Raw genomic sequence first — 19,524 nt, forward strand, 5'->3', positions numbered from 1 at the left:
CGAAATTGAAGGAGTAGAGACTATGACAGAATTTCCAAAGAACTTTTTATGGGGTGGAGCTACTGCCGCCAATCAATATGAAGGTGCCTGGGATGTTGATGGCAAGGGAGCAAGTACAGCTGACCTTTTGCTAGGTGGAACTTATGAGAAGCCACGTGTATTTACTAAAGATTTGCAACCTGATGGCTATTATCCATCACACGAAGGGAGCGATTTCTATCATCACTATAAAGAAGATATCAAGCTATTAGCTGGTATGGGCTACAAGACTTACCGTATGTCAGTTGCTTGGACAAGAATTTTCCCTAATGGTGATGACGCTGAACCTAACCAAAAAGGTTTGGATTTCTATCGTAATGTTTTCGAAGAATGTCGCAAATATGGAATTGAACCATTAGTTACGATTTCACATTACGAAATGCCTTATCATTTAACAGAAGCTTATGGTGGCTGGGACAACCGTAAAGTTATCGATTTCTATGTTAAATATGCCAAGACTTTATTTACAGAATACAAAGATTTAGTTCACTACTGGTTAACATTTAACGAAATCAATATTGGTATGATGTTTGGTGGCTACATGTCATTAGGACTACCAGTTAAAGATGGTGCCGCTCCATTCAACGGTGAAATGACTGATGAAGATATTCAAAACAATCTTCAAGGTTTACATCACCAATTCGTTGCCAGTGCTTTAGCAGTTAAAATTGGTCACAAGATCAATGCTAAAAACATGATTGGTTGTATGATTGCTGGTAATGTTAACTATCCATTGACATCAAACCCTGATGATATTTTGAAAGCTCAACATGCTAACGAAATTAACAACTACTATTGTGGTGACGTTCAGGTTCGTGGTGCATATCCACACTTTGCACAACGTTTCTGGGATGAACACAATGTTAAATTGAACATCACAGCTGAAGATGCTGAAGTTCTTAAAGAAGGAACTGTTGATTACTACACATTCAGTTACTACTCATCAAATGCTTTGACATCAGATCCAAGTAAAGCCGAAGCCGCAGGTAACTTCTCAACTGGTGTTAAGAACCCTTACCTTAAGTACAGCGAATGGGGCTGGGCAATGGATCCTAAAGGACTCCGTTGGTATCTAAATGATGTTTATGGACGTTATGGAATCCCTGTTATGGTCGTTGAAAATGGCTTAGGTGCTCGTGATACTGTTGAAAAAGATGGATCAATCAATGATGATTATCGTATTGAATATCTACAAGGCCATATCGAACAAATGAAAGAAGCCATCAAAGATGGTGTTGATTTGATTGGATACACTCCTTGGGGCTGTATTGATTTAGTATCAGCAGGTACTGGTCAAATGGAAAAACGTTATGGTTTCGTTTATGTTAATCGTGACGATAATCAAGAAGGAGATTTCAGCCGTACACCTAAGAAGAGTTACTACTGGTACAAGAAAGTTATCGAATCAAATGGTGAAGATTTGAAAAATTAATAAGCGTCTTAATTGCGTAACGAGGGATTTGCTTTCATAATTGACTTAGAAGTTCAAAAAGAGGTAGTCGTTATGAAAGATAAGGTTCCCAAAGTTACTTTAAGAATTTCGATATTAGTTTTAGTATTGATAACAATTTTGTTGCTGATCATGAGACAGCCACATGCTATTTTGGCAATGTTCGCTGTGATAGTACTATCAATTGTTTATTTGATTGGTATGGAAAAAAATCATGAAGATTTTATGCAACATCATAAACGCGAGGAAAAATTCAAATAATAATATGAAATTAAAAGGGAGACACTTTTCTGTAAATGTGTCTCCCTTTTACTGTTATAACTGCTATTCTAGAGGTGTAGATTCATATAAAATATCAGGGAGATATGTTTTTATGAAAAAATATAGAATGGTAGCTTTAGCTGGAATATTGCTATCAACCACAATTTTGGGAGCTAATACTTCAGTTATTAAGGCAACAACCAAATCAAAAGAAATTCATGTCAAAAATGAGTTAACACAAGCAACTAATACTTCATCTGATGCGGCAGTAGTTGGTAAACAAAAATTTTCCGATTTGAAGGATGGCCAAACATTAAAGATTTCACCAATCTTTCAAGAGGATGTAGATAATAGCCGTGCAGGGTATGCAACTCTGTTACAAAATAAACTGGGAATTGTTGATGATAAAGGAAATTCATTGACGATGACAATTGAGCAGCGTGACAAGCAAACAAATTTTGCTACAAAGGTTAGTTATAAAGATGGTAAGCAAACTAAGGCCATTAACTTAGAATATAATTATTTCAAACCCGAATTGAGTTCAGAACGACAGGATCCAATGAATTATAAAGGGGACAGTCTACCAAGCAATTTTATGGATGCAATTACTAGTGGAAAGAATTTAAATAATGCTGGTACTAACGTGCCCAAATCATCACACAATAGAACTGATTTAAATGGACATAAGGACGATGTTGAAACTGAAATAACCCATATGAGTTCCGATATAGATACTAAAGGTGGAGAGATTGAATTTACTCCTACTGATGTAACTTATGGTGTAAAAGGGGATTCTTTAATTCGACACGTAAAGATTTTTCAAGAGCCGGATTGGAATCAATTAGCTAATCGAACTTTACAGTTGAATGATAAAGATGGTTTGAGTAAACCAGTTACGATTACTGATTCTAACGGTAATAAGTACTCTGTTACTATGAACTCCGATGCGATTAATATTACTGAACCTGGTCAATATAAAGTGACATATGAAGCTACCGGTATTGATGATAGTGGAAAACCAGTTATTGATGAGGGAAGTCACGTTGTTGGTAATAATATTGTTTATACAAAACGAGATCAATTAATAACTGTTTCTGGTGATAAGACACAAGTAAATTACAATCTTATTATTAAGGATAAGAAGACCGGTAATGTTATTGATACTCAATCTGGACAAGCAGTGGATGGCTCGACTGTGACGATTGATACGTCTAAGCTTCCTAGTGGTTATACATTAAGTGACGCTCAAAAGACCTTCAAAGTAGATGCTAAGAATCCATCTAAGACTATTGAAATTTCTAAGAATGTTAATTATAACGTTAAATATTTAGACAAGGATACTAATCAACAAGTAGGTAAAAATGTAACTGGTGTAGGTAACGAAGGCAGTTCAATTGTTTTGCAGGCACCGAGTGGATATGATTTTGCGGATACTTCGGATATGATATTGACCTTAGACAGTCAGGCATCTCAAAAGACTATTTATTTAATGAAAAAGGCAGCTCCTAGTATTCCAGTTGAAAGATTGAATTATACGATTCAATATAAGGATTCAGCTACTAGTGAAGTAGTTGATAAGACGACAGGACAGGGTAATTTAGGAGATTATATCAACGTTGAAGTACCCAATGGTTATAGTTTAGCCGATCTGTCCTCACATGGCTTTTTGCTCAATAAAGAGAATATGACTTTTACCAGTTATGTAACTAAGGCTAATACATCTTATAGTATTTCTTACATTGATGAGTCCACTAACAAAGAAGTAGGAACTCAGACAGGTAGGGGAGCCGACGGTGCAAATCTCAATTTGAAAGTGCCAACGGGTTACGCTTTGGTCAACGCTAACGATGCTATTTATCAGATTAATAGTGGCAATAAGAATGTTAAAATTTCCGTGAAAAAAGTAGCTGACAGTGATGATTTAGGATTGGTTTCAACTTATCCTGATGGTGGTTCCGTCCAAGTTTATGATATTAATGGAAAAGCTGTAAATGTTGAATTAGGCCAAGCAAGTGATTGGGTAACTGATCAATTAAAAACCATTAATGGAGTTGAATACTATCGAGTTGCAACTGATAAATACATTAGGAAAGATAGGGCTTATAAGTATGTACCATTTAGTGATGTAGTTACAACTTCGAAAGAAACACCGGTATATGATTGTAAAGGCAAGGTAAGTACTGAAAAGGTGTTAGCTAAGGATACACCTTGGTACACCGATCGAATTGCTAAGATAAATGGAACTAAAATGTATCGGGTAGCTACTAATATGTGGGTTAAAGCCAGTGAAGTACATTTGGAACATTAGAAAAAAACTCAATCCGTTTTTGGATTGAGTTTTTTACTTCCAATTAATTTTAGAAAATACTCTTCGACCCAGGACTTCACGCATGAACATGAAGAGAGGCCAAGCTGTTAAGAAGATAGCAACGAAGAGGTATGTGTACTGTAATGTCAAAATACTCTGTAATCCGAATGCTTTATTTCCAAAGATAAAGGTAATAATGAATAAAACAAACGAAATACCAATCATAACTTGTTTTCTGACTATCAACGGATTACTGATGGAAATCAAAGCACAGTAACCGATAATACCGATGGTGAAAACGCAAAGAGTTGAAGTTGTCGCAAAATTATAATTAAAGTGTCGACCTAAAATTGAGATTGCTACGATAAAGATGATATTGCAGATAGCTGACGGTAAGGCAATTTCCATAACGTTTCGCATGAAACGTCCAGCTGGTGGCGTATAGTTTGGTTCCAAAGCTAAAATGAATGTTGGAATACCAACTGTTAAAGCGTTGATTGGTGTTAATTGAGATGGTTGGAAAGGATAGCCTGTTCCTAAAATAATGAAGAAGATCGACAAAACAACGGAGTAAATTGTTTTGATTAGGAATAAGGAAGCCACTCTTTCAACATTATTGATAACACGTCGACCTTCATTGAGCATGAAAATCATTGAATCAAAGTTACGATTTAAAAGGACGAAATCGGCTGAGGCTTCGGCAGCATCACTTTCACCAGCAATAGCGATACTACAGTCAGATTGGCGCATGGCTAGAACATCGTTAACACCATCTCCAGTCATACCAACAGTTAGACCATTATCTTGCATAGCCTTGATTAAATCGGCTTTTTGACTAGGACGAACTCGACCAAAGACTTTATATTTTTTGACTAATTCATGGTAGTCTTGGTCATCTGTAACGCTGCTCATATCAATATAACTATCGCCAGTAGCGATACCGGCTTGTGCAGCAACATTAGCGACTGTAACTGGATTATCTCCAGAAATAATTTTTAAATCGATTCCTTGATTCTTTAGATATGAAAAAGTAGAAGGAGCCTGCGGTCTAACTTCATCGGAAATCAATAATAAGCCTAGAAGAGTTTGTTGAGAATCTTCTTTAAGAATGGCAATGACACGGAAACCTTTTTCGGCTGCATGCTCAATTGTTTGAGTTACCTCGGAAGCAGGATTCTTGATAATAAATTCAGGGGCACCCATAATGTAACGAACGTTTTCTTCATCTATAAACCCAGAATATTTGGTTTCAGATGAGAACGGAATAACTTTTTGAACCTCAGTTTGAAAAGCTTCAGCATTTAAATTTTTAATAGCTAAAGCAGTGGCATTAGTTTCTTGGGTAACGTCGACGATTTCAGTAGCGATAGCTTGAACTTTTTTGACATCTAGATTGTCATAAGTAAGTGTCTTTTTAACAGTTAACTTACCAGTGGTGATTGTACCAGTTTTATCAAGGCACAAAGTATCAACTCGAGCTAAAGTTTCAATTGCACTCAACGAACGAACCAGAATGTTACGTTTGGATAGATTATAAGAACCAGTAGCTAAAGCCACAGCAGTCAATAGAACCAAACCTTCTGGAATCATTCCGATAACGGAAGCGGAAGTACCCAAAATTGATTGAGCTACGTCTCCATTCTTTAAGAATGAGCGGAAAAATAAAAGAAGTCCAATTGGAATGATAGTGTATGTTAAAATCTTAATGATATTATTAATTATTTTCATTAAAACGCTAACAGATCTTTTTTCCTTACCAACAGCGGATGACAATTTAGAGACAAAACTTTCATGACCAACTTGAGTCAGTTGAATTTTAGCTTGTCCAGCGATGGCAAAACTACCCGAGAAGACTTCATTGTCAATTTGTTTGGTGATGGTATCGGATTCACCGGTAATACTGGATTCATTGATTTGTAGGCCATTAGAATAACGAACGATTCCGTCAGCGGGAATTGTATCACCACGTTTAACCATAACGATGTCGTCTTCGACTAATTGGTCAATTGGAATTTCTTGTTTACGTTTATCACGGATAACGGTAAAGTTTTGAGTATTGACCAGACTAATTTTATCGACGGTGATTTTAGCTCTAATTTCCTGATAACTTCCGATAATAATGTTAGCAAGTACGGGTCCTAAGAAGAACAAGTTCCGATATGAACCAGTCCAGAAGATTAGGATGGCGATGATCAGGTTTAAGAGATTGAATAATGTGAATAAGTTATCGGCCAAAATTTTTGGGATTGGTCGAGATAATTTTTTGATTTGGACATTTGTCAGCCCTTTTTGAACTTGAGTAGCGACTTGCTGACTCGTTAGTCCATCTTCGAGGCTGGTATATGTTTTCGGCTTTTTTATTTTTGCCATACTCTACCTACGACTGTTAGTTATTTTTAATTGAATGCTATATAATCTTTACATAACTTAAATTTAACATAAAAGGATGAATTTAATTTGAACAATTTATTTTTTGATTTGGACGGAACCATTATTAATTCTGAAACAGGAATTATGAAAAGTTTGAGATATATGTACCAACATACCTTGGGATATATTCCTCATGATGATGCGACTTTGCATACTTTCATTGGACCAACTATAGGTGCCTCACTTCAAAAATACGATCATTTAGCACCAGATGATCCGTTGATTAATCAAAGTATAGACGCCTTTAGGGAATATTATCAAGATGAAGGTTGGATGGAGTACACTGTTTATGATGGCGTTTTGGAGATGCTTCAAGAATTAAAGGAAGCCGACAAGCAATTATTTATAGCCACGTCTAAGCCAGAAATTTTTGCCAAAAGAATTATTGACCAATTAAATATGAAAGAATATGTCAGACACGTTTTTGGTGCAGCTGAAGATGAGTCAGTTCGTTCATTAAAAGAAGATGTTATTTCTTATGGAATTGACAAAACTTCTGTTGAATTAGATACAAAGAATCTTGTTATGGTTGGGGATCGTAGCAGTGATATTGTAGGGGCACATAAAAACAATTTGAAGGCTATTGGTGTTACATATGGTTTTGGTGACTATGACGAATTAAAAGCCGCTAACTCTGAATGGATCGTCAACAAGCCTCAAGAAGTTGTTAATCTAGCTATGGAGAAATAATTATGAGCAAGTCATTGTCTTACAATAGACACGGTTTTACATTAATTTTGTTATCAATTTGTTTGATGGTAATCGTCTTTTTGGGAATCACTCTGTCTACGGTTTTAAATAGTAATTACGTGAAAAAAGTGGTCAGTAGCGAGGCAAATGTAACTTTGATCAAGAATTATACTAATCAAAGATTGGGAAGATTGGTCAACAGTTACTCCATTTCGACTAATTTATCATCTGTTAACTTAACTAATAAAGATGTCAAAAAGATAATTAATACCTCCGTGGATGAGGTGTATAGCGATGACTCGCAATTAACTATCGGTAGCGCCATACTAGCGACCATCAGCACTAAGTTAAAAGCTGAGGCCCAAAATTATGGTTTAAATATCGATAATGAAATTGATACAGTTATTAAAAGTAATGAAGATTTGATGAACCAAATTGTGGATAATGATTTAGGACCGATTGAAACGGTGATTGTTAAAATTCAAACTATTAAAAAATTAATTAAGATAGTCATGGTTGCGGCAGCTGGAATTTTTATTTTATTAGCAATCAGGTTACGTTCTAAAGTTGGTTCTAATATGTTGTTCTTCCACCATTTGGGAACGGTTGGTATCTGTACTTCGATTCTGTTGGCTATCGTATTGGGGTGTGTCTACTATCCACTGCAAGATATTATTGTAAGCAATATCGACTACAATGTTAGGGATGTATTATACAATGTCCTCAATGGGATATTCCTGAGTTACATAACAATTATATTTATGGTATTTATCGTCAGTCTGATCGATTGGGGTAGTACGATGAAATATAAGTATTGAGGTCGATAATGAAAATTGAAGTAAGCAATGAGGCTCAAACTAAATTACAAAAATATATTGATGCAGGTAAAAAACTGCTTTTGGATCTGGACGATGGTTTCGGTCGTTTTTCAGATGAGGGAACTTGTGCACTTTTAACGAAGTTCCGAATCATCATAGTTGATCCAACAGAGGACTTGTCTGATTACACAGTTCATCTCGACAGTGCTTTGGGGACGATTTATTTTAAAGATAGTGCAAAAGATTTCTTGGATGATTATATGAAATTGAAGGTTGACCCTAAGACACAACTGTTGATCTTTAGTAATTCTAGAGAAATAATTGATAAAAGTGTTAACATTATCAACCATTAAAATTGAATAGAAAATATCTTGAGGGAGTTTGGAGACGTATGTCTTCAGACTTCCTTTTTTACTTTAGGCAGAAATTATGAAAAAAACTTTTGAACAACACAAAATGCTTTTCATTTGGTTATTATTTCTTGTTATGAGCGTCATCATTATTTATATAACTGATTTAGCTAACGGTCATATTTGGTCTTATTTGGATGTTGATACTGACGGAAGATTTCATGTGTTGAGAATTGAAGGACTATATCAAGCTTTAAAGCATGGTCAATTCTTTCCAACTGTGAATATGTCATTTATGAATGGTTTCGGTTATATTGCCAATATCTTTTATGCTGACCTTTGGCTTTATCCAGCGGCCATTTTAAGATTGATTGGTCTGACAACAGCACAGGCTTTCGTGACATATTATGTCATACTGAACTTTGTTACCTTTTTGATAGCTTTTTATACTTATCGTTACGTTAGTCATAACGATACTAAAAGCTTATTATTTAGCTTTATCTACACTTTGAGTGCTTATCGGATTTTTGATATGGTACGTAGATTTGATGTAGGTGAGACACTGACATTAACTTTTCTGCCAATTGTAATTCTGGGAGTCTATGAGCTTTTTTATGCTGATGCTGATAAGTGGAAGTTCTTGGCTTTGGGAATGACAATGGTCATTTATGCCCATGCACTATCACCAATATTGATTGGAATCTTCATATTTTTCGTGATTTTATTTAGAATCAAAACTTTGATTAAAGAACCTCAACGGATTGTGAAATTGATTTATGCGGGGTTAACTGCTGCAGTATTGAGTCTGGCCTATTTCTTACCGATGTTTGAACAGTTGCATCAGACAAAATTTAAATTGACTTCACCACTAGTCGACGTTGCTCAGAGGAGTAATTCGTTTAAAGATATTTTGACTTGGAGTTTTACGAATAATCTTTATCAAGAGGGAATCGGGCTAGTCTGTATCGTCGTTGCTTTAACTATTCCATTTGTCATTTGGAAAGAAAAGAATTCAGCAGTACGTGACTTTGCAATCATTGGTGAAATATTTTTAGTGATGACGACAAATTTCTTTCCTTGGAAAATTTTGGAAAATACTCCATTGAAGATAATTCAGTTTCCTTGGCGGTTAAATATGTTGATTACGATTCTATTCAGTACATTTTTAGTTGCTGATCCGTTACATTTATTTGAAAAAAGAAAATGGCAATTCGTTTTCGTTGGACTGGTAGTTTTACTTACTTTGGTTTCGGAAGCAAATCTAATCAGAAGTTATCCTAATGAATATGATACTTATACTTCTTTTAATCATTTAGATTCTTACAGTATCGGTAGCGGTGAAGAATATTTACCTAAAGAAACCAGTTTAACTGAATTGCGTTTAACACCTCACGTTCCTGTGATTAAGGATGGTACTGTAAAAATTACCGAGTTCGCACAGGAGGGATCACAATTAAAATTTAATTTTACCAACGCTAAAGAGGCTAAGATTAGCTTGCCAATTATCGGTTATTACGGTTATTCATCTAAAAAGTCACTTGGCAATGTGTCAGCCTTGAAAATGAATTTGAGGACGGGCTTAGGTCAAGTGACTCTAAATGGTCAAGGGGTTGTTAGGGTTGAATATGTTCAAACATGGATTCAAAAATGTAGTAGAATTGTTTCGATATCTAGTTTATTGATCTTATTTGTTACTTTTTATTTTAGAAAAAAAGAATGAAAAAATAAGTATCTTTTACAAGAGGCTAGTTAGTATAATAAACGTATTGTGTTTATTACTAAGAAAGGTATTTTCGTTATGCAATTAACATTTTTGAATAAAAAGAATTGGAAAAAAGTTGCAATCATCGTATTTACAATTGCACTTTTCCTACTGGTCAGCATTTTGGCCGTTTATCAAGCACAGATTTTTCAAGGCAAGATTTGGTCATTTTTAGGAACGAGTGATGATCGATTCCACAATATGAGAATTGAAGGATTATATCATTCATTGCTGCGCCACCAGTACTTCCCATTTATCAATATGTCGTTCATGAATGGTTTCGGCTACATTGTTAATATTTTTTATTCTGACTTTCTACTTTATCCAGCTGCATTCTTACGTTTAATGGGTTATTCAAGTGCTCAAGCAATTGTCGGATTAAATATTCTATTAACATTCTTGACGATGGGCGTATCTTTCCTTTGTTTCTATAAGATCAAGAAAGAATATTGGAGTAGTCTGGTTTTCAGTTTCGTGTATACATTATCGACATATCGAATGTATGATGTTCTATATCGTCATGATTTGGGTGAAGTGGGAGCATTCATTTTCTTACCGATAGCATTATTAGGTATTTATGAAATTTTTTACGGTGAACATAAAAATTGGTTGTATCTAACTTTTGGTATGACTGGAATTATTTATTCACATGCAATTACACCAATATTGATGGCTATTTTAATTGTTGCGGTAGCGCTTTGCCAAATTGGTGAATTGAAGAAAACACCAACTCGTTTACTTTCTCTTTGTTGGGCTACGATTTGTTCTTTGTTGTTAACGGCAGCCTATTTCTTACCAATGTTGGAGCAAGTAAAGCATACTAAATTTATTTTGACACAATCGAATTCTAATCTAGTTGCGGCTGCAGCTGATTTTTCCGATATGGCTCATTCAAGTTTAAATAATGCTTATAATCAATCTAATCCTGGGATTTTGATGTTTTTTGCGGCAATAATCGTGTTTATTTCCTTGAGTAAAATTGAGAATAAAGCTGTTCGTGATTTCTCATTGATTGGCGCAGTAATGTTGCTCTGCAGTACTAAATTGTTCCCTTGGGAGCTCTTGAATAAGACACCAATCAAGATGATTCAATTCCCATGGCGCTTTTATATGATTGCTTCATTATTGTTGGCAGTCTTTGTCGCCGCTGATCCGTTGGGAATATTTAAGAAGAGAACGATGAAGACTTTATTGATAGTACTCGTTATGTTGTTAGCAATCTCTTCGGAATATCGTTTGGTAAATGATTCGCCGCTTCAAAGAAATACTTATGAGGCCTATAGTAAGTCGGAACCTTATAGTATTGGAGCAGGTCAAGAGTATCTTCCTATAGGAACTAATTTGAGCAAACTACAAAGAAGTAAGCACAAACCTCAAGTAACTAAAGGAAAAGCTAAGATTACCAATTTTAAACAGTATGGCACACGTTTAAGCTTTAATTTCAAAAACGCTAAACATGCCAAAGTTGATTTGCCAATTATCGGTTATTACGGTTTCCAAAGCACGCAATCAAAGGGTAAAGTATCCAAGTTACGTGTAGATAAAACTAATAACAACTTGGCCCAAGTAACAGTCCACGGCAAAGGTAAGGTAGTAGTTGATTACTTTGAGACAACGACACAAAAGGTAGCTCGTCGTACTTCATTCTTATCATTACTAGTTATTATCGCAGTACTGTTTATTAATAAATTGAATTTAATCGACTTCAGTAAAATTGAAGGCTTGAAGAGTAATAAAGAAAAATAATATTCGGCAAATAACCAGTCAACTTTTTGTGGGCTGGTTATTTTTTGTTATCAAAAATGTATATTTGACAATTATGTAAGCGCATTATATTATTAGAACTAGATATTAATACGGAATGTTACCTAATAGACCTTTAGGGCATGACCGTACGCTTTTTCATTAAATGGAGAAAGTGTGCCGTCATCCCTAGAGGTCTTTTTTGCGTTCCATTGGAGGTTTAGTATGAATAAAATAAAAAATAATTTTCTTTGGGGTGGTGCGATTGCCGCAAATCAAGCTGAAGGAAGCTTTAATAGCGATAATAAGGGATTAAGTACAGCAGATATTCAGCCATATTTACCAAATGCACGTCCAACTGAGTTACATTTTAACGATTTGGATAGAGAACATTTTAATGAATATAAAAATGGTAATTATCATTATCCAAAAAGAAGTGGAGTTCATTTTTTTGAGAGATACAAAGAATATATTGATAAATTGGCAGAGATGCACATAGAGACATTGAGATTGTCTATAGCTTGGACTAGAATTTTTCCAAACGGAGATGAAGAAGAACCTAATGAAAAAGGACTAATTTATTATGACCATCTATTTGAGTATATGAAGGAGAAAGGGATTGAACCAATAGTAACAATATCTCATTATGAAATGCCTTTACATTTAGTTGAAAAATATAATGGATGGTCGGAAAGAAAGACTATTACTTTTTTTGCAAAATATAGTGAAATAGTATTAAGAAGATATCAAAAATTAGTTAAATATTGGATAGTTATGAATCAAATAAACTTGTTTGATAGAGAGGGCTTCGCATCGCTAGGGATTATTGATGAAAAGGATGGTAAATATCAAAGACAACAATATATAGCTTTACATAATCAATTTGTTGCTTCAGCTAAAGTGAAGAAAATAGCGAAAGGGATTAATCCAAAGTTAAAAATTGGGGTGATGCTTGCTGACAATTTAACAGTACCTTATTCATGTGATCCTAAAGATGTGAATGCAAGTTTTGAGTATAATCGAATGCAATATTTCTTTAGCGATGTGTTATTGCGAGGATATTATCCTCAGTATGCATTAAACTATTTCAAAGATAATGGTATTTCAATCGATATTACAGATGGGGATAAAGAAATACTAAAGGAAAACACCGCTGATTTCCTAGCCGTTTCGTATTACTGGTCACATACAGTTAAAGGAGATAGTGGTGATGGAAAACCAGTAATCGTAGATAATCCTAGTCTTAAAAAGAATGACTGGGGTTGGTCTATTAATGCAAATGGTTTGTACATATGTATGTCCAATTATTGGGACAGATACAGAGTTCCAATGATGATTGCGGAGAATGGATTAGGATTTAATGATGAGTTAACAGTAGATCAAAAAGTACATGACGATTATAGAATTGATTATCACAAACAACATATTGAAGCAATGATTAGAGCAATTAAAGATGGAGCAGATATTTTTGCTTATTGTTCATGGGCACCGTTTGATATTGTTAGCGCAGGTACAGCGGAAATGAAAAAGAGATATGGTTTTATATATGTCAATTACGATGATGAGGGTAATGGAAATGGTGCGCTCATCCCAAAGGATAGTTTCTATTGGTATAGGGATGTGATTGATTCTAATGGATCAATGATAAACTAAGTATTATCGATCAGAAAGGGGACATAAAGATGCGGATAAAGAAAACATTTAATAATAATGCTTTGTTGGCAACATCAAAAGGGCAAGAATTTATTGTTTTGGGTAGTGGTATTGCTTTTCAGAAACATTTAGGGGATGAAGTAGACCAAGCCAAAGTTGAAAAAATTTTTACCGCATCTAAGTTCTCACACTTTAATGGATTTTTGGATTTAGTTAATGCAATTCCGGAAGTCTATTTCAATATTTCTGCAGAAATAATGCTTGTGGCTGAGAAGAAAATGAATACTAAATTTGATTCTTCTGTGCTTATTGCATTAATCGACCATATTCATTTTGCCGTTAAACGTCAGGAAAAAGGGATTACAATCCAGAATAATCTTTTATGGGAAATTGAAAAAATATATCCTAATGAATTCGAAATTGGAATAAAAGCAATTGAAATCATTAAAAGGGAAACAGAAGTACTTTTACCTAGAGATGAGGCAGGATTTATTGGATTGAAATTTGTCGAAGGTGGTTCGGATAGACAGACCAATGTAAACGAGAATTTAAAAATTACAAAAGATATTGTCGATATAATTCAATATAAAGTTGGAAAAACAATTAATAGTGAATCAATTAGTTATAGAAGATTAATAACTCATTTAAATTTCTTATTAGTAAGGATTTATGATTTGGATAAATCGGCGGGTAATAGTGACGACAATATTGAATTGTTAACTACGATATCTTCAACATATCCAGATGCTTTTGAAATAGCGAAGAAAGTTCAGTTATATATTCAAAAGCAGTTAAAAGTCACAGTATCAGCAAATGAGTTAACCTTTTTAACTATACATATTCAAAGAGTAATGAAAGAGAATATTTAATATTAGAGGGAATAAACATGGATTATACAAATTTGGCTACTAATATTATTAAAGATGTTGGTGGAAAAGAAAATATTAATGATGTTTGGCATTGTGCAACAAGGTTGAGGTTCAAGCTTTCAGATGAATCTAAGGCTGATACTAATCATATTGAATCATTAAACGGAGTAATCACAGTTGTGAAAAGTGCGGGACAATATCAGATTGTAATTGGTAACACTGTAGGAGATGTATTCGATACTCTGAGTGATCAATTAAATTTGAATTCCAAAAGTAAGAAAAAAACTGAAGAAAAAAAAGAAAAGATTAACCCGATAAATTCATTGATGAGTTTTGTTTCTGCTGTTTTTACACCATTTCTAGGTGCATTGGCTGGGGCAGGTATTCTAAAGGGCCTTCTTACACTTGCAACAACAATGAATTGGTTGTCAGCTAATAGTGGGGCATATAAATTATGGTATGCAGCAAGTGATTCTATCTTTTACTTTTTACCATTATTTCTGGCATTTACAGCAGCCCAAAGATTAAAAGTGAACAAGTTTGTTGCAGTAAGTTTGGCCGGAGCAATGATTTATCCCAATTTAGCTACGGCCGCAACAAAAGGAGTAACCTTAGGATTCTTTGGATTGCCTGTAATACCGGTAACATATACCGCTTCGGTATTTCCCATTTTGTTAATTGTATGGGGATTATCTTATTTAGAGCCTTTATTGGATCGGATTTTTCCAGAATCAGTGAGAAATGTTTTAACTCCATTAGTTATACTAATAGTAATGTTACCATTATCAATGGTAGTTATTGGACCGGTTGGTTCTAGCATTAGTCAAATATTAGCAACTTTACTTTCAGTAATGTATAACTTTTCTCCAATGATAGCGGGTGCAATTTTAGGAGCATTACATCAAACAATTGTAATATTTGGTGTTCATTGGGCACTAATTACATTGATGATTAACAATGTTGCTAATCAAGGTTATGATCAGTGGCTTCCAATCATATGTGGGGCTGTATTATCTCAGGCCGGAGCCGCTTTAGGAGTGTTTTTAAAAACAAAGAATTCAAAGATGAAAACATTAGCCGGATCGGCCTTCATTACAGGACTTTTTGGAATTACAGAACCAGCTATCTATGGTGTGACGTTGAAATTAAAAAGACCGTTTTATTGTGCAATGATTGCATCTGGTATTGGTGGAGCAGTTATAGGGGCAGCACAGGTCCATGCATCAACGTTTACTTTCCCTAGTTTATTAGCAATACCAACGTATTTGGGTAAAGGGTTTGTATCCGAGATTATAGGATTGTTAATTTCATTCTTCGGAGCTGTTGTACTAACTTATATATTTGGAGTTAAAAATGATGATTCTCAAAAAGAAGAGAATGTAGAAAAGGATAAAGATATAATTGTTGATCAACCCGTTCAAGGAAATCTGATTTCACTTAGTGAAGTTCATGATCCCGTATTCTCAAGTGAAGCTATGGGTAAAGGAATAGCAATTGAACCAACGAATGGTAATTTGGTATCTCCAGTTAATGGAAAGATAAGTGCAGTATTTCCTACAGGACATGCAATTGGAATAACGAGTGAAGAAGGTACAGAGTTACTGTTACATATTGGTATTGATACAGTTAAATTACAGGGAAAATTCTTTAAGACACTAGTGGAACAAGGACAAAAGGTTGTTACTGGTGAGAGCCTTATTAAATTTGATTTAGAAAGTATCAAAAAAGAAGGATATGATTCTACCGTTATGATGATTGTGACAAATAGTAATAATTATGATTTTATTGAGACTAAATTAGAAAATTCAAAACAAGAGTTTCCCTTGGTAATTACTAAAAAGAAAAATCTAAACGGTAAAGAAATTAATAATAATGTAACAATTCCTTTGAATGGCTAATAATAAACATTTTTAGATAGAGAATAACCGGTCAATGTTCAGTTGACCGGTTTTTTTGTTGTTATGGAAGAATATTAATTCTATAATTATAGAAATTTTACAAATGGGGGGAAGCTAATGGATTATACAAAGTTTAATTCTAAAATTATTGACCAATGGGTCGAAGAAGGTTGGGAATGGGGCAAACCTATTTCACACGAAGAATATGTTAAGGCTCAAAAGGGTGAATTTAGAATGGTTTTGACACCTAATCGAGAAATTCCCCGTGATTGGTTCCCAGAATCGTTGATTGGTAAAAAGGTTTTAGGTTTAGCTTCGGGCGGTGGACAACAAATGCCAATATTAGCTGCTTTGGGTGCCGACTGTACAGTCTTTGATTATTCGCAAAAACAATTAGATGCTGAAGAAACAGTTGCTAAACGTGAAGGATATGATATAGAAATTATTCGTGGTGATATGACTAAGCTTTTGCCATTTGCCAATGATAGTTTTGATTTGATTATTCAACCAGTTGCTAATTGTTACATTGAAGATGTTCAACATGTTTGGGAAGAAAGTCATCGTATTTTGAAAAAGGGTGGTCGCCTATTGGTAGGTATGGATAATGGTATCAACTATATCTTTGATAAAACGGAAACCAAGCTCTATCATGCCTTACCCTACAATCCTTTACAGGATGATAAAATTAAAGAGGAATTTCCTTTAGAAGAAGATGGAGTTCAATTTTCACATACATTGGATGAACAGTTGCGTGGTCAAATTAAGGCTGGTTTTCAAATTGTTGATTTATATGAAGATACTAATAGTGAAGGTAAACTTCATGATTTCAATATTCCGACATTTTGGGCTAGCTATTCTGTGAAAAAATAAAATACATTTCATTTTATTCAAAAAAATAGCCAGTAACTCATAATCGAGTTACTGGCTATTTGTCTAGTTTCAATCTTTTAAATCATCAACATCTGTAAGTGATGCTAAATTATCTTGTTTAGTAACGGCTGTTTTATCAACTGAAACTTTAAACCAGTTAACGAATCCGTGATCGAATTCAGCAACCTTAAACTTAAAGTTATCCATCTCGAACTCAAAATCCTTTTGAATGTTAGGATACTTTTCAATGATATAACCACCAACAGTGATGATATCAGAATCTTGGAATTCAGGAATATCGGACTTGAAGTAACGTTCGAAATCGTAAAGTGTTGTTTTACCAGAAACATTGTAAGAACCATCAGGATTCTTAACGATATATTCATCGGAAACATCATCGATTTCATCTTTAACAGTACCAAACAATTCTTCGTAGATATCTTTATCAGTAACGATACCACTTGTTCCACCGTACTCATCAACGACGATAACGATAGGTGTTTGTTTCTTGATCATCTTAGATAAGATATCTTGGATAGGCATTGTTTCAGGAACGGTATTAACAGATCTTAGAATACGACTGATGCCAACATTACCGTCGACTTGATTTTGGCGGACAATATCGTAGGCATATACATAACCTAAAACTTTATCCTTATCATTGTCGGCAACAACAGGGAATCTTGAGAAACCTTGTTGTAAGTAATCCTTGATAACGTCTTTAACTTTATCGGTAATGTCGACAACGTAAAGACTAGTTCTATCAACCATAATGTCTTTAGCAACTTTATCATTTAGCTCGAAAGCACGTTGCATGAAGATAACATCGTCAGGCTCCATATCGCCACCCTTAATAGATGACTTAGAAAGTCTGAGAATTTCTGATTGAGAGAAAACTTCATTTTCAGAATCAGCTGGTTTCATTCCCATCAAGCGAACGATACCTGAAGCAGACACGTTTAATAACCAAACGAATGGATAAACGGCAATGTGGAAGAATCTCAACGGTGTAACGACAAGCATTAACATCGTCATTGGCATATCGATTGAAATGTTCTTAGGAACAATTTCTGTCAAAACAACTTCAAGATATGTTAGTAAAAGCACACCAACAATGGAACTAACAGCATGTAAACCGCTACTACCACCGGCAGAAATATGGGCGACACCCAATACTTCTACTAATAGGTATTCAATTGTACTTTCACCGATCCAACCTAAGATGATACCAGCGATACTAGTACCAACCTGTGTTGTTGATAAATACTCATTGAGGTTGTTGACCATCATAAGAGCACGTTTTAATTTTTTGGTATTACCATTACCCTTTGAAATTGCATCTTCTAGTTGACTGGATCTGGTTTGTACCAAAGCAAACTCAGCAGCAACAAAGAAGAAAGCAAAAATGAAAGTAAGTAAAATGATAATGAAATTTGTTGTAATTGTAGAACTTGACAATATATGATTTCCCCTTCTGTTCTTGTAAGATGAATTATACACCAAAGAAAAACCGACTGTGTCGGCTAAGAGTAAATATTTTATTAATACATCTTTAGTATATCCAATTTGAAGGTTAAAATATAGCAAGGATGATTTTAATTTAGACTACATCGATTTTGTAGTTGAACTTCACAATTATTATTTTTATAATGAAGAGAATGAAACAACCTTGGGGGAATCCTTTTGACTAAAGTAAAAAGCAACAATTTATTAACTCCTGCACAAGCTGCTAAAGATTTAGGGATAAGTGTAGCTACACTGCGTAAATATTCTTTGATCGTTGAACGCACGACTGAGAATAGTAAATATTTTGAACGTAATAGTCAAAATAATCGTTTGTATACGCAAAAAAACATCGAAGATTTTAGAGAAATGGTTAAGTTGAGCCATGGACCTAAAATGACTCTGGAAACGTCCGCAATGCAAATTTATCCAACTTCTGAAGTGAAAAAGGATAAAGTTGAGGATGGACAACAAGAAGCAAAGGTTAAGGAATTACAAGTAACCGTTGCTAAATTAGAGTCTGAAAATAAGAAACGTGAGCTTACAATCAAAGAATTGCAAGGCGAACTTAATGACGCTCAAAAAGCTAAGGAAGAACTACAGGTTGAACTAGATACCTTGAAGCAACAAGCAGAGGAAAAGGTTCAAAGTACGGATTCTAGTGCTGATGGCAATAATAATGAAGAGATCAAAGAACGCGTAAACGAAAAGGTTAATAATGATAAAAAAGGTCACTGGTGGAACAAGTTCATGGGCTAGGCAGCCAATTAAGTCTATGATATCAACCTTTTAAGCAATCGGGTCGTACCAAAATGTTGTTTTTGGTGCGGCTTTTTTATGTATAATTAATCCTTGTGATAACAATTTAGGAGGATTAATT

15 protein-coding genes are annotated in these 19,524 nt (G+C 34.5%); 13 read left to right on the forward strand and 2 right to left on the reverse strand.

Annotation, left to right across the window (positions count from 1 at the left end; all coding sequences use genetic code 11):
• Nucleotides 1-22 precede the first annotated feature (22 nt).
• The 3 genes from LKACC16343_RS03230 to LKACC16343_RS03240 all read left to right on the forward strand — a co-directional run bounded on the left by LKACC16343_RS03230 (nt 23) and on the right by LKACC16343_RS03240 (nt 4,058).
• On the forward strand, nt 23-1,471 hold the full coding sequence (locus LKACC16343_RS03230) for a glycoside hydrolase family 1 protein (protein ID WP_056954121.1): 1,449 nt from the start codon (nt 23-25) through the stop codon (nt 1,469-1,471).
• 72 nt (nt 1,472-1,543) lie between these two features.
• On the forward strand, nt 1,544-1,750 hold the full coding sequence (locus LKACC16343_RS03235) for a hypothetical protein (RefSeq protein ID WP_056954124.1): 207 nt from the start codon (nt 1,544-1,546) through the stop codon (nt 1,748-1,750).
• A gap of 112 nt (nt 1,751-1,862) precedes the next feature.
• Complete coding sequence (locus LKACC16343_RS03240) at nt 1,863-4,058, forward strand: SLAP domain-containing protein (RefSeq protein WP_056954127.1); 2,196 nt, start codon at nt 1,863-1,865, stop codon at nt 4,056-4,058.
• A 33-nt stretch (nt 4,059-4,091) separates the two neighbouring features.
• Here the strand turns inward: LKACC16343_RS03240 and LKACC16343_RS03245 are convergent, their stop codons facing one another.
• A complete protein-coding gene (locus tag LKACC16343_RS03245) occupies nt 4,092-6,428 on the reverse strand; it encodes an HAD-IC family P-type ATPase (protein WP_056954129.1) in 2,337 nt (778 codons plus the stop codon).
• Between the two features lie 87 nt (nt 6,429-6,515).
• On the opposite strand from LKACC16343_RS03245, the gene LKACC16343_RS03250 reads away from it, so the two are divergent.
• From LKACC16343_RS03250 to LKACC16343_RS03290, 9 genes are all read left to right on the forward strand, one after another.
• On the forward strand, nt 6,516-7,178 hold the full coding sequence (locus tag LKACC16343_RS03250; protein WP_056954131.1) for an HAD hydrolase-like protein: 663 nt from the start codon (nt 6,516-6,518) through the stop codon (nt 7,176-7,178).
• Nucleotides 7,179-7,180: 2 nt separating this feature from the next.
• A complete protein-coding gene (locus LKACC16343_RS03255; protein WP_056954133.1) occupies nt 7,181-7,996 on the forward strand; it encodes a hypothetical protein in 816 nt (271 codons plus the stop codon).
• A gap of 8 nt (nt 7,997-8,004) precedes the next feature.
• Nucleotides 8,005-8,349, forward strand: coding sequence for an iron-sulfur cluster biosynthesis family protein (locus tag LKACC16343_RS03260; protein WP_056954135.1), 345 nt, complete (start codon nt 8,005-8,007; stop codon nt 8,347-8,349).
• 76 nt (nt 8,350-8,425) lie between these two features.
• Nucleotides 8,426-10,066 (forward strand): hypothetical protein, encoded by a 1,641-nt coding sequence (locus LKACC16343_RS03265; RefSeq protein ID WP_056954137.1) that lies wholly within the window; start codon nt 8,426-8,428, stop codon nt 10,064-10,066.
• Nucleotides 10,067-10,144: 78 nt separating this feature from the next.
• Complete coding sequence (locus LKACC16343_RS03270; RefSeq protein WP_143444168.1) at nt 10,145-11,854, forward strand: glycosyltransferase family protein; 1,710 nt, start codon at nt 10,145-10,147, stop codon at nt 11,852-11,854.
• Nucleotides 11,855-12,076: 222 nt separating this feature from the next.
• Nucleotides 12,077-13,504: a glycoside hydrolase family 1 protein gene (locus tag LKACC16343_RS03275; RefSeq protein ID WP_056954141.1), complete on the forward strand. Its 1,428-nt coding sequence runs from the start codon at nt 12,077-12,079 to the stop codon at nt 13,502-13,504.
• Nucleotides 13,505-13,533: 29 nt separating this feature from the next.
• On the forward strand, nt 13,534-14,373 hold the full coding sequence (locus LKACC16343_RS03280) for a PRD domain-containing protein (RefSeq protein ID WP_056954143.1): 840 nt from the start codon (nt 13,534-13,536) through the stop codon (nt 14,371-14,373).
• A gap of 17 nt (nt 14,374-14,390) precedes the next feature.
• The gene (locus tag LKACC16343_RS03285) at nt 14,391-16,271 is read left to right on the forward strand and encodes a beta-glucoside-specific PTS transporter subunit IIABC (protein ID WP_056954145.1); all 1,881 of its coding nucleotides are present in this window, start codon (nt 14,391-14,393) and stop codon (nt 16,269-16,271) included.
• A gap of 117 nt (nt 16,272-16,388) precedes the next feature.
• Complete coding sequence (locus tag LKACC16343_RS03290; protein ID WP_056954147.1) at nt 16,389-17,141, forward strand: class I SAM-dependent methyltransferase; 753 nt, start codon at nt 16,389-16,391, stop codon at nt 17,139-17,141.
• A 69-nt stretch (nt 17,142-17,210) separates the two neighbouring features.
• Here the strand turns inward: LKACC16343_RS03290 and LKACC16343_RS03295 are convergent, their stop codons facing one another.
• Nucleotides 17,211-18,599 carry a hemolysin family protein gene (locus tag LKACC16343_RS03295; RefSeq protein ID WP_056954149.1) on the reverse strand — a complete coding sequence of 463 codons (1,389 nt, stop codon included), beginning with the start codon at nt 18,597-18,599 and terminating at the stop codon, nt 17,211-17,213.
• 225 nt (nt 18,600-18,824) lie between these two features.
• Here LKACC16343_RS03295 and LKACC16343_RS03300 point away from each other — a divergent pair, with 225 nt between their 5' ends.
• Nucleotides 18,825-19,403 carry a MerR family transcriptional regulator gene (locus LKACC16343_RS03300; protein WP_056954150.1) on the forward strand — a complete coding sequence of 193 codons (579 nt, stop codon included), beginning with the start codon at nt 18,825-18,827 and terminating at the stop codon, nt 19,401-19,403.
• Nucleotides 19,404-19,524 lie beyond the last annotated feature (121 nt).

Origin of the sequence: Companilactobacillus bobalius, assembly GCF_002179915.1 — a bacterium.
In the GTDB taxonomy this organism is placed as follows: Bacteria; Bacillota; Bacilli; order Lactobacillales; family Lactobacillaceae; genus Companilactobacillus; species Companilactobacillus bobalius.

Bases quoted from the DNA above. Each gene is read 5' to 3' on its own strand.
- LKACC16343_RS03230 (WP_056954121.1), top strand. From the start codon at position 23: ATGACAGAATTTCCAAAGAACTTTTTATGGGGTGGAGCTACTGCCGCC.
- LKACC16343_RS03235 (WP_056954124.1), top strand. From the start codon at position 1,544: ATGAAAGATAAGGTTCCCAAAGTTACTTTAAGAATTTCGATATTAGTT.
- LKACC16343_RS03240 (WP_056954127.1), top strand. From the start codon at position 1,863: ATGAAAAAATATAGAATGGTAGCTTTAGCTGGAATATTGCTATCAACC.
- LKACC16343_RS03245 (WP_056954129.1), bottom strand. From the start codon at position 6,428: ATGGCAAAAATAAAAAAGCCGAAAACATATACCAGCCTCGAAGATGGA.
- LKACC16343_RS03255 (WP_056954133.1), top strand. From the start codon at position 7,181: ATGAGCAAGTCATTGTCTTACAATAGACACGGTTTTACATTAATTTTG.
- LKACC16343_RS03260 (WP_056954135.1), top strand. From the start codon at position 8,005: ATGAAAATTGAAGTAAGCAATGAGGCTCAAACTAAATTACAAAAATAT.
- LKACC16343_RS03265 (WP_056954137.1), top strand. From the start codon at position 8,426: ATGAAAAAAACTTTTGAACAACACAAAATGCTTTTCATTTGGTTATTA.
- LKACC16343_RS03270 (WP_143444168.1), top strand. From the start codon at position 10,145: ATGCAATTAACATTTTTGAATAAAAAGAATTGGAAAAAAGTTGCAATC.
- LKACC16343_RS03275 (WP_056954141.1), top strand. From the start codon at position 12,077: ATGAATAAAATAAAAAATAATTTTCTTTGGGGTGGTGCGATTGCCGCA.
- LKACC16343_RS03280 (WP_056954143.1), top strand. From the start codon at position 13,534: ATGCGGATAAAGAAAACATTTAATAATAATGCTTTGTTGGCAACATCA.
- LKACC16343_RS03285 (WP_056954145.1), top strand. From the start codon at position 14,391: ATGGATTATACAAATTTGGCTACTAATATTATTAAAGATGTTGGTGGA.
- LKACC16343_RS03290 (WP_056954147.1), top strand. From the start codon at position 16,389: ATGGATTATACAAAGTTTAATTCTAAAATTATTGACCAATGGGTCGAA.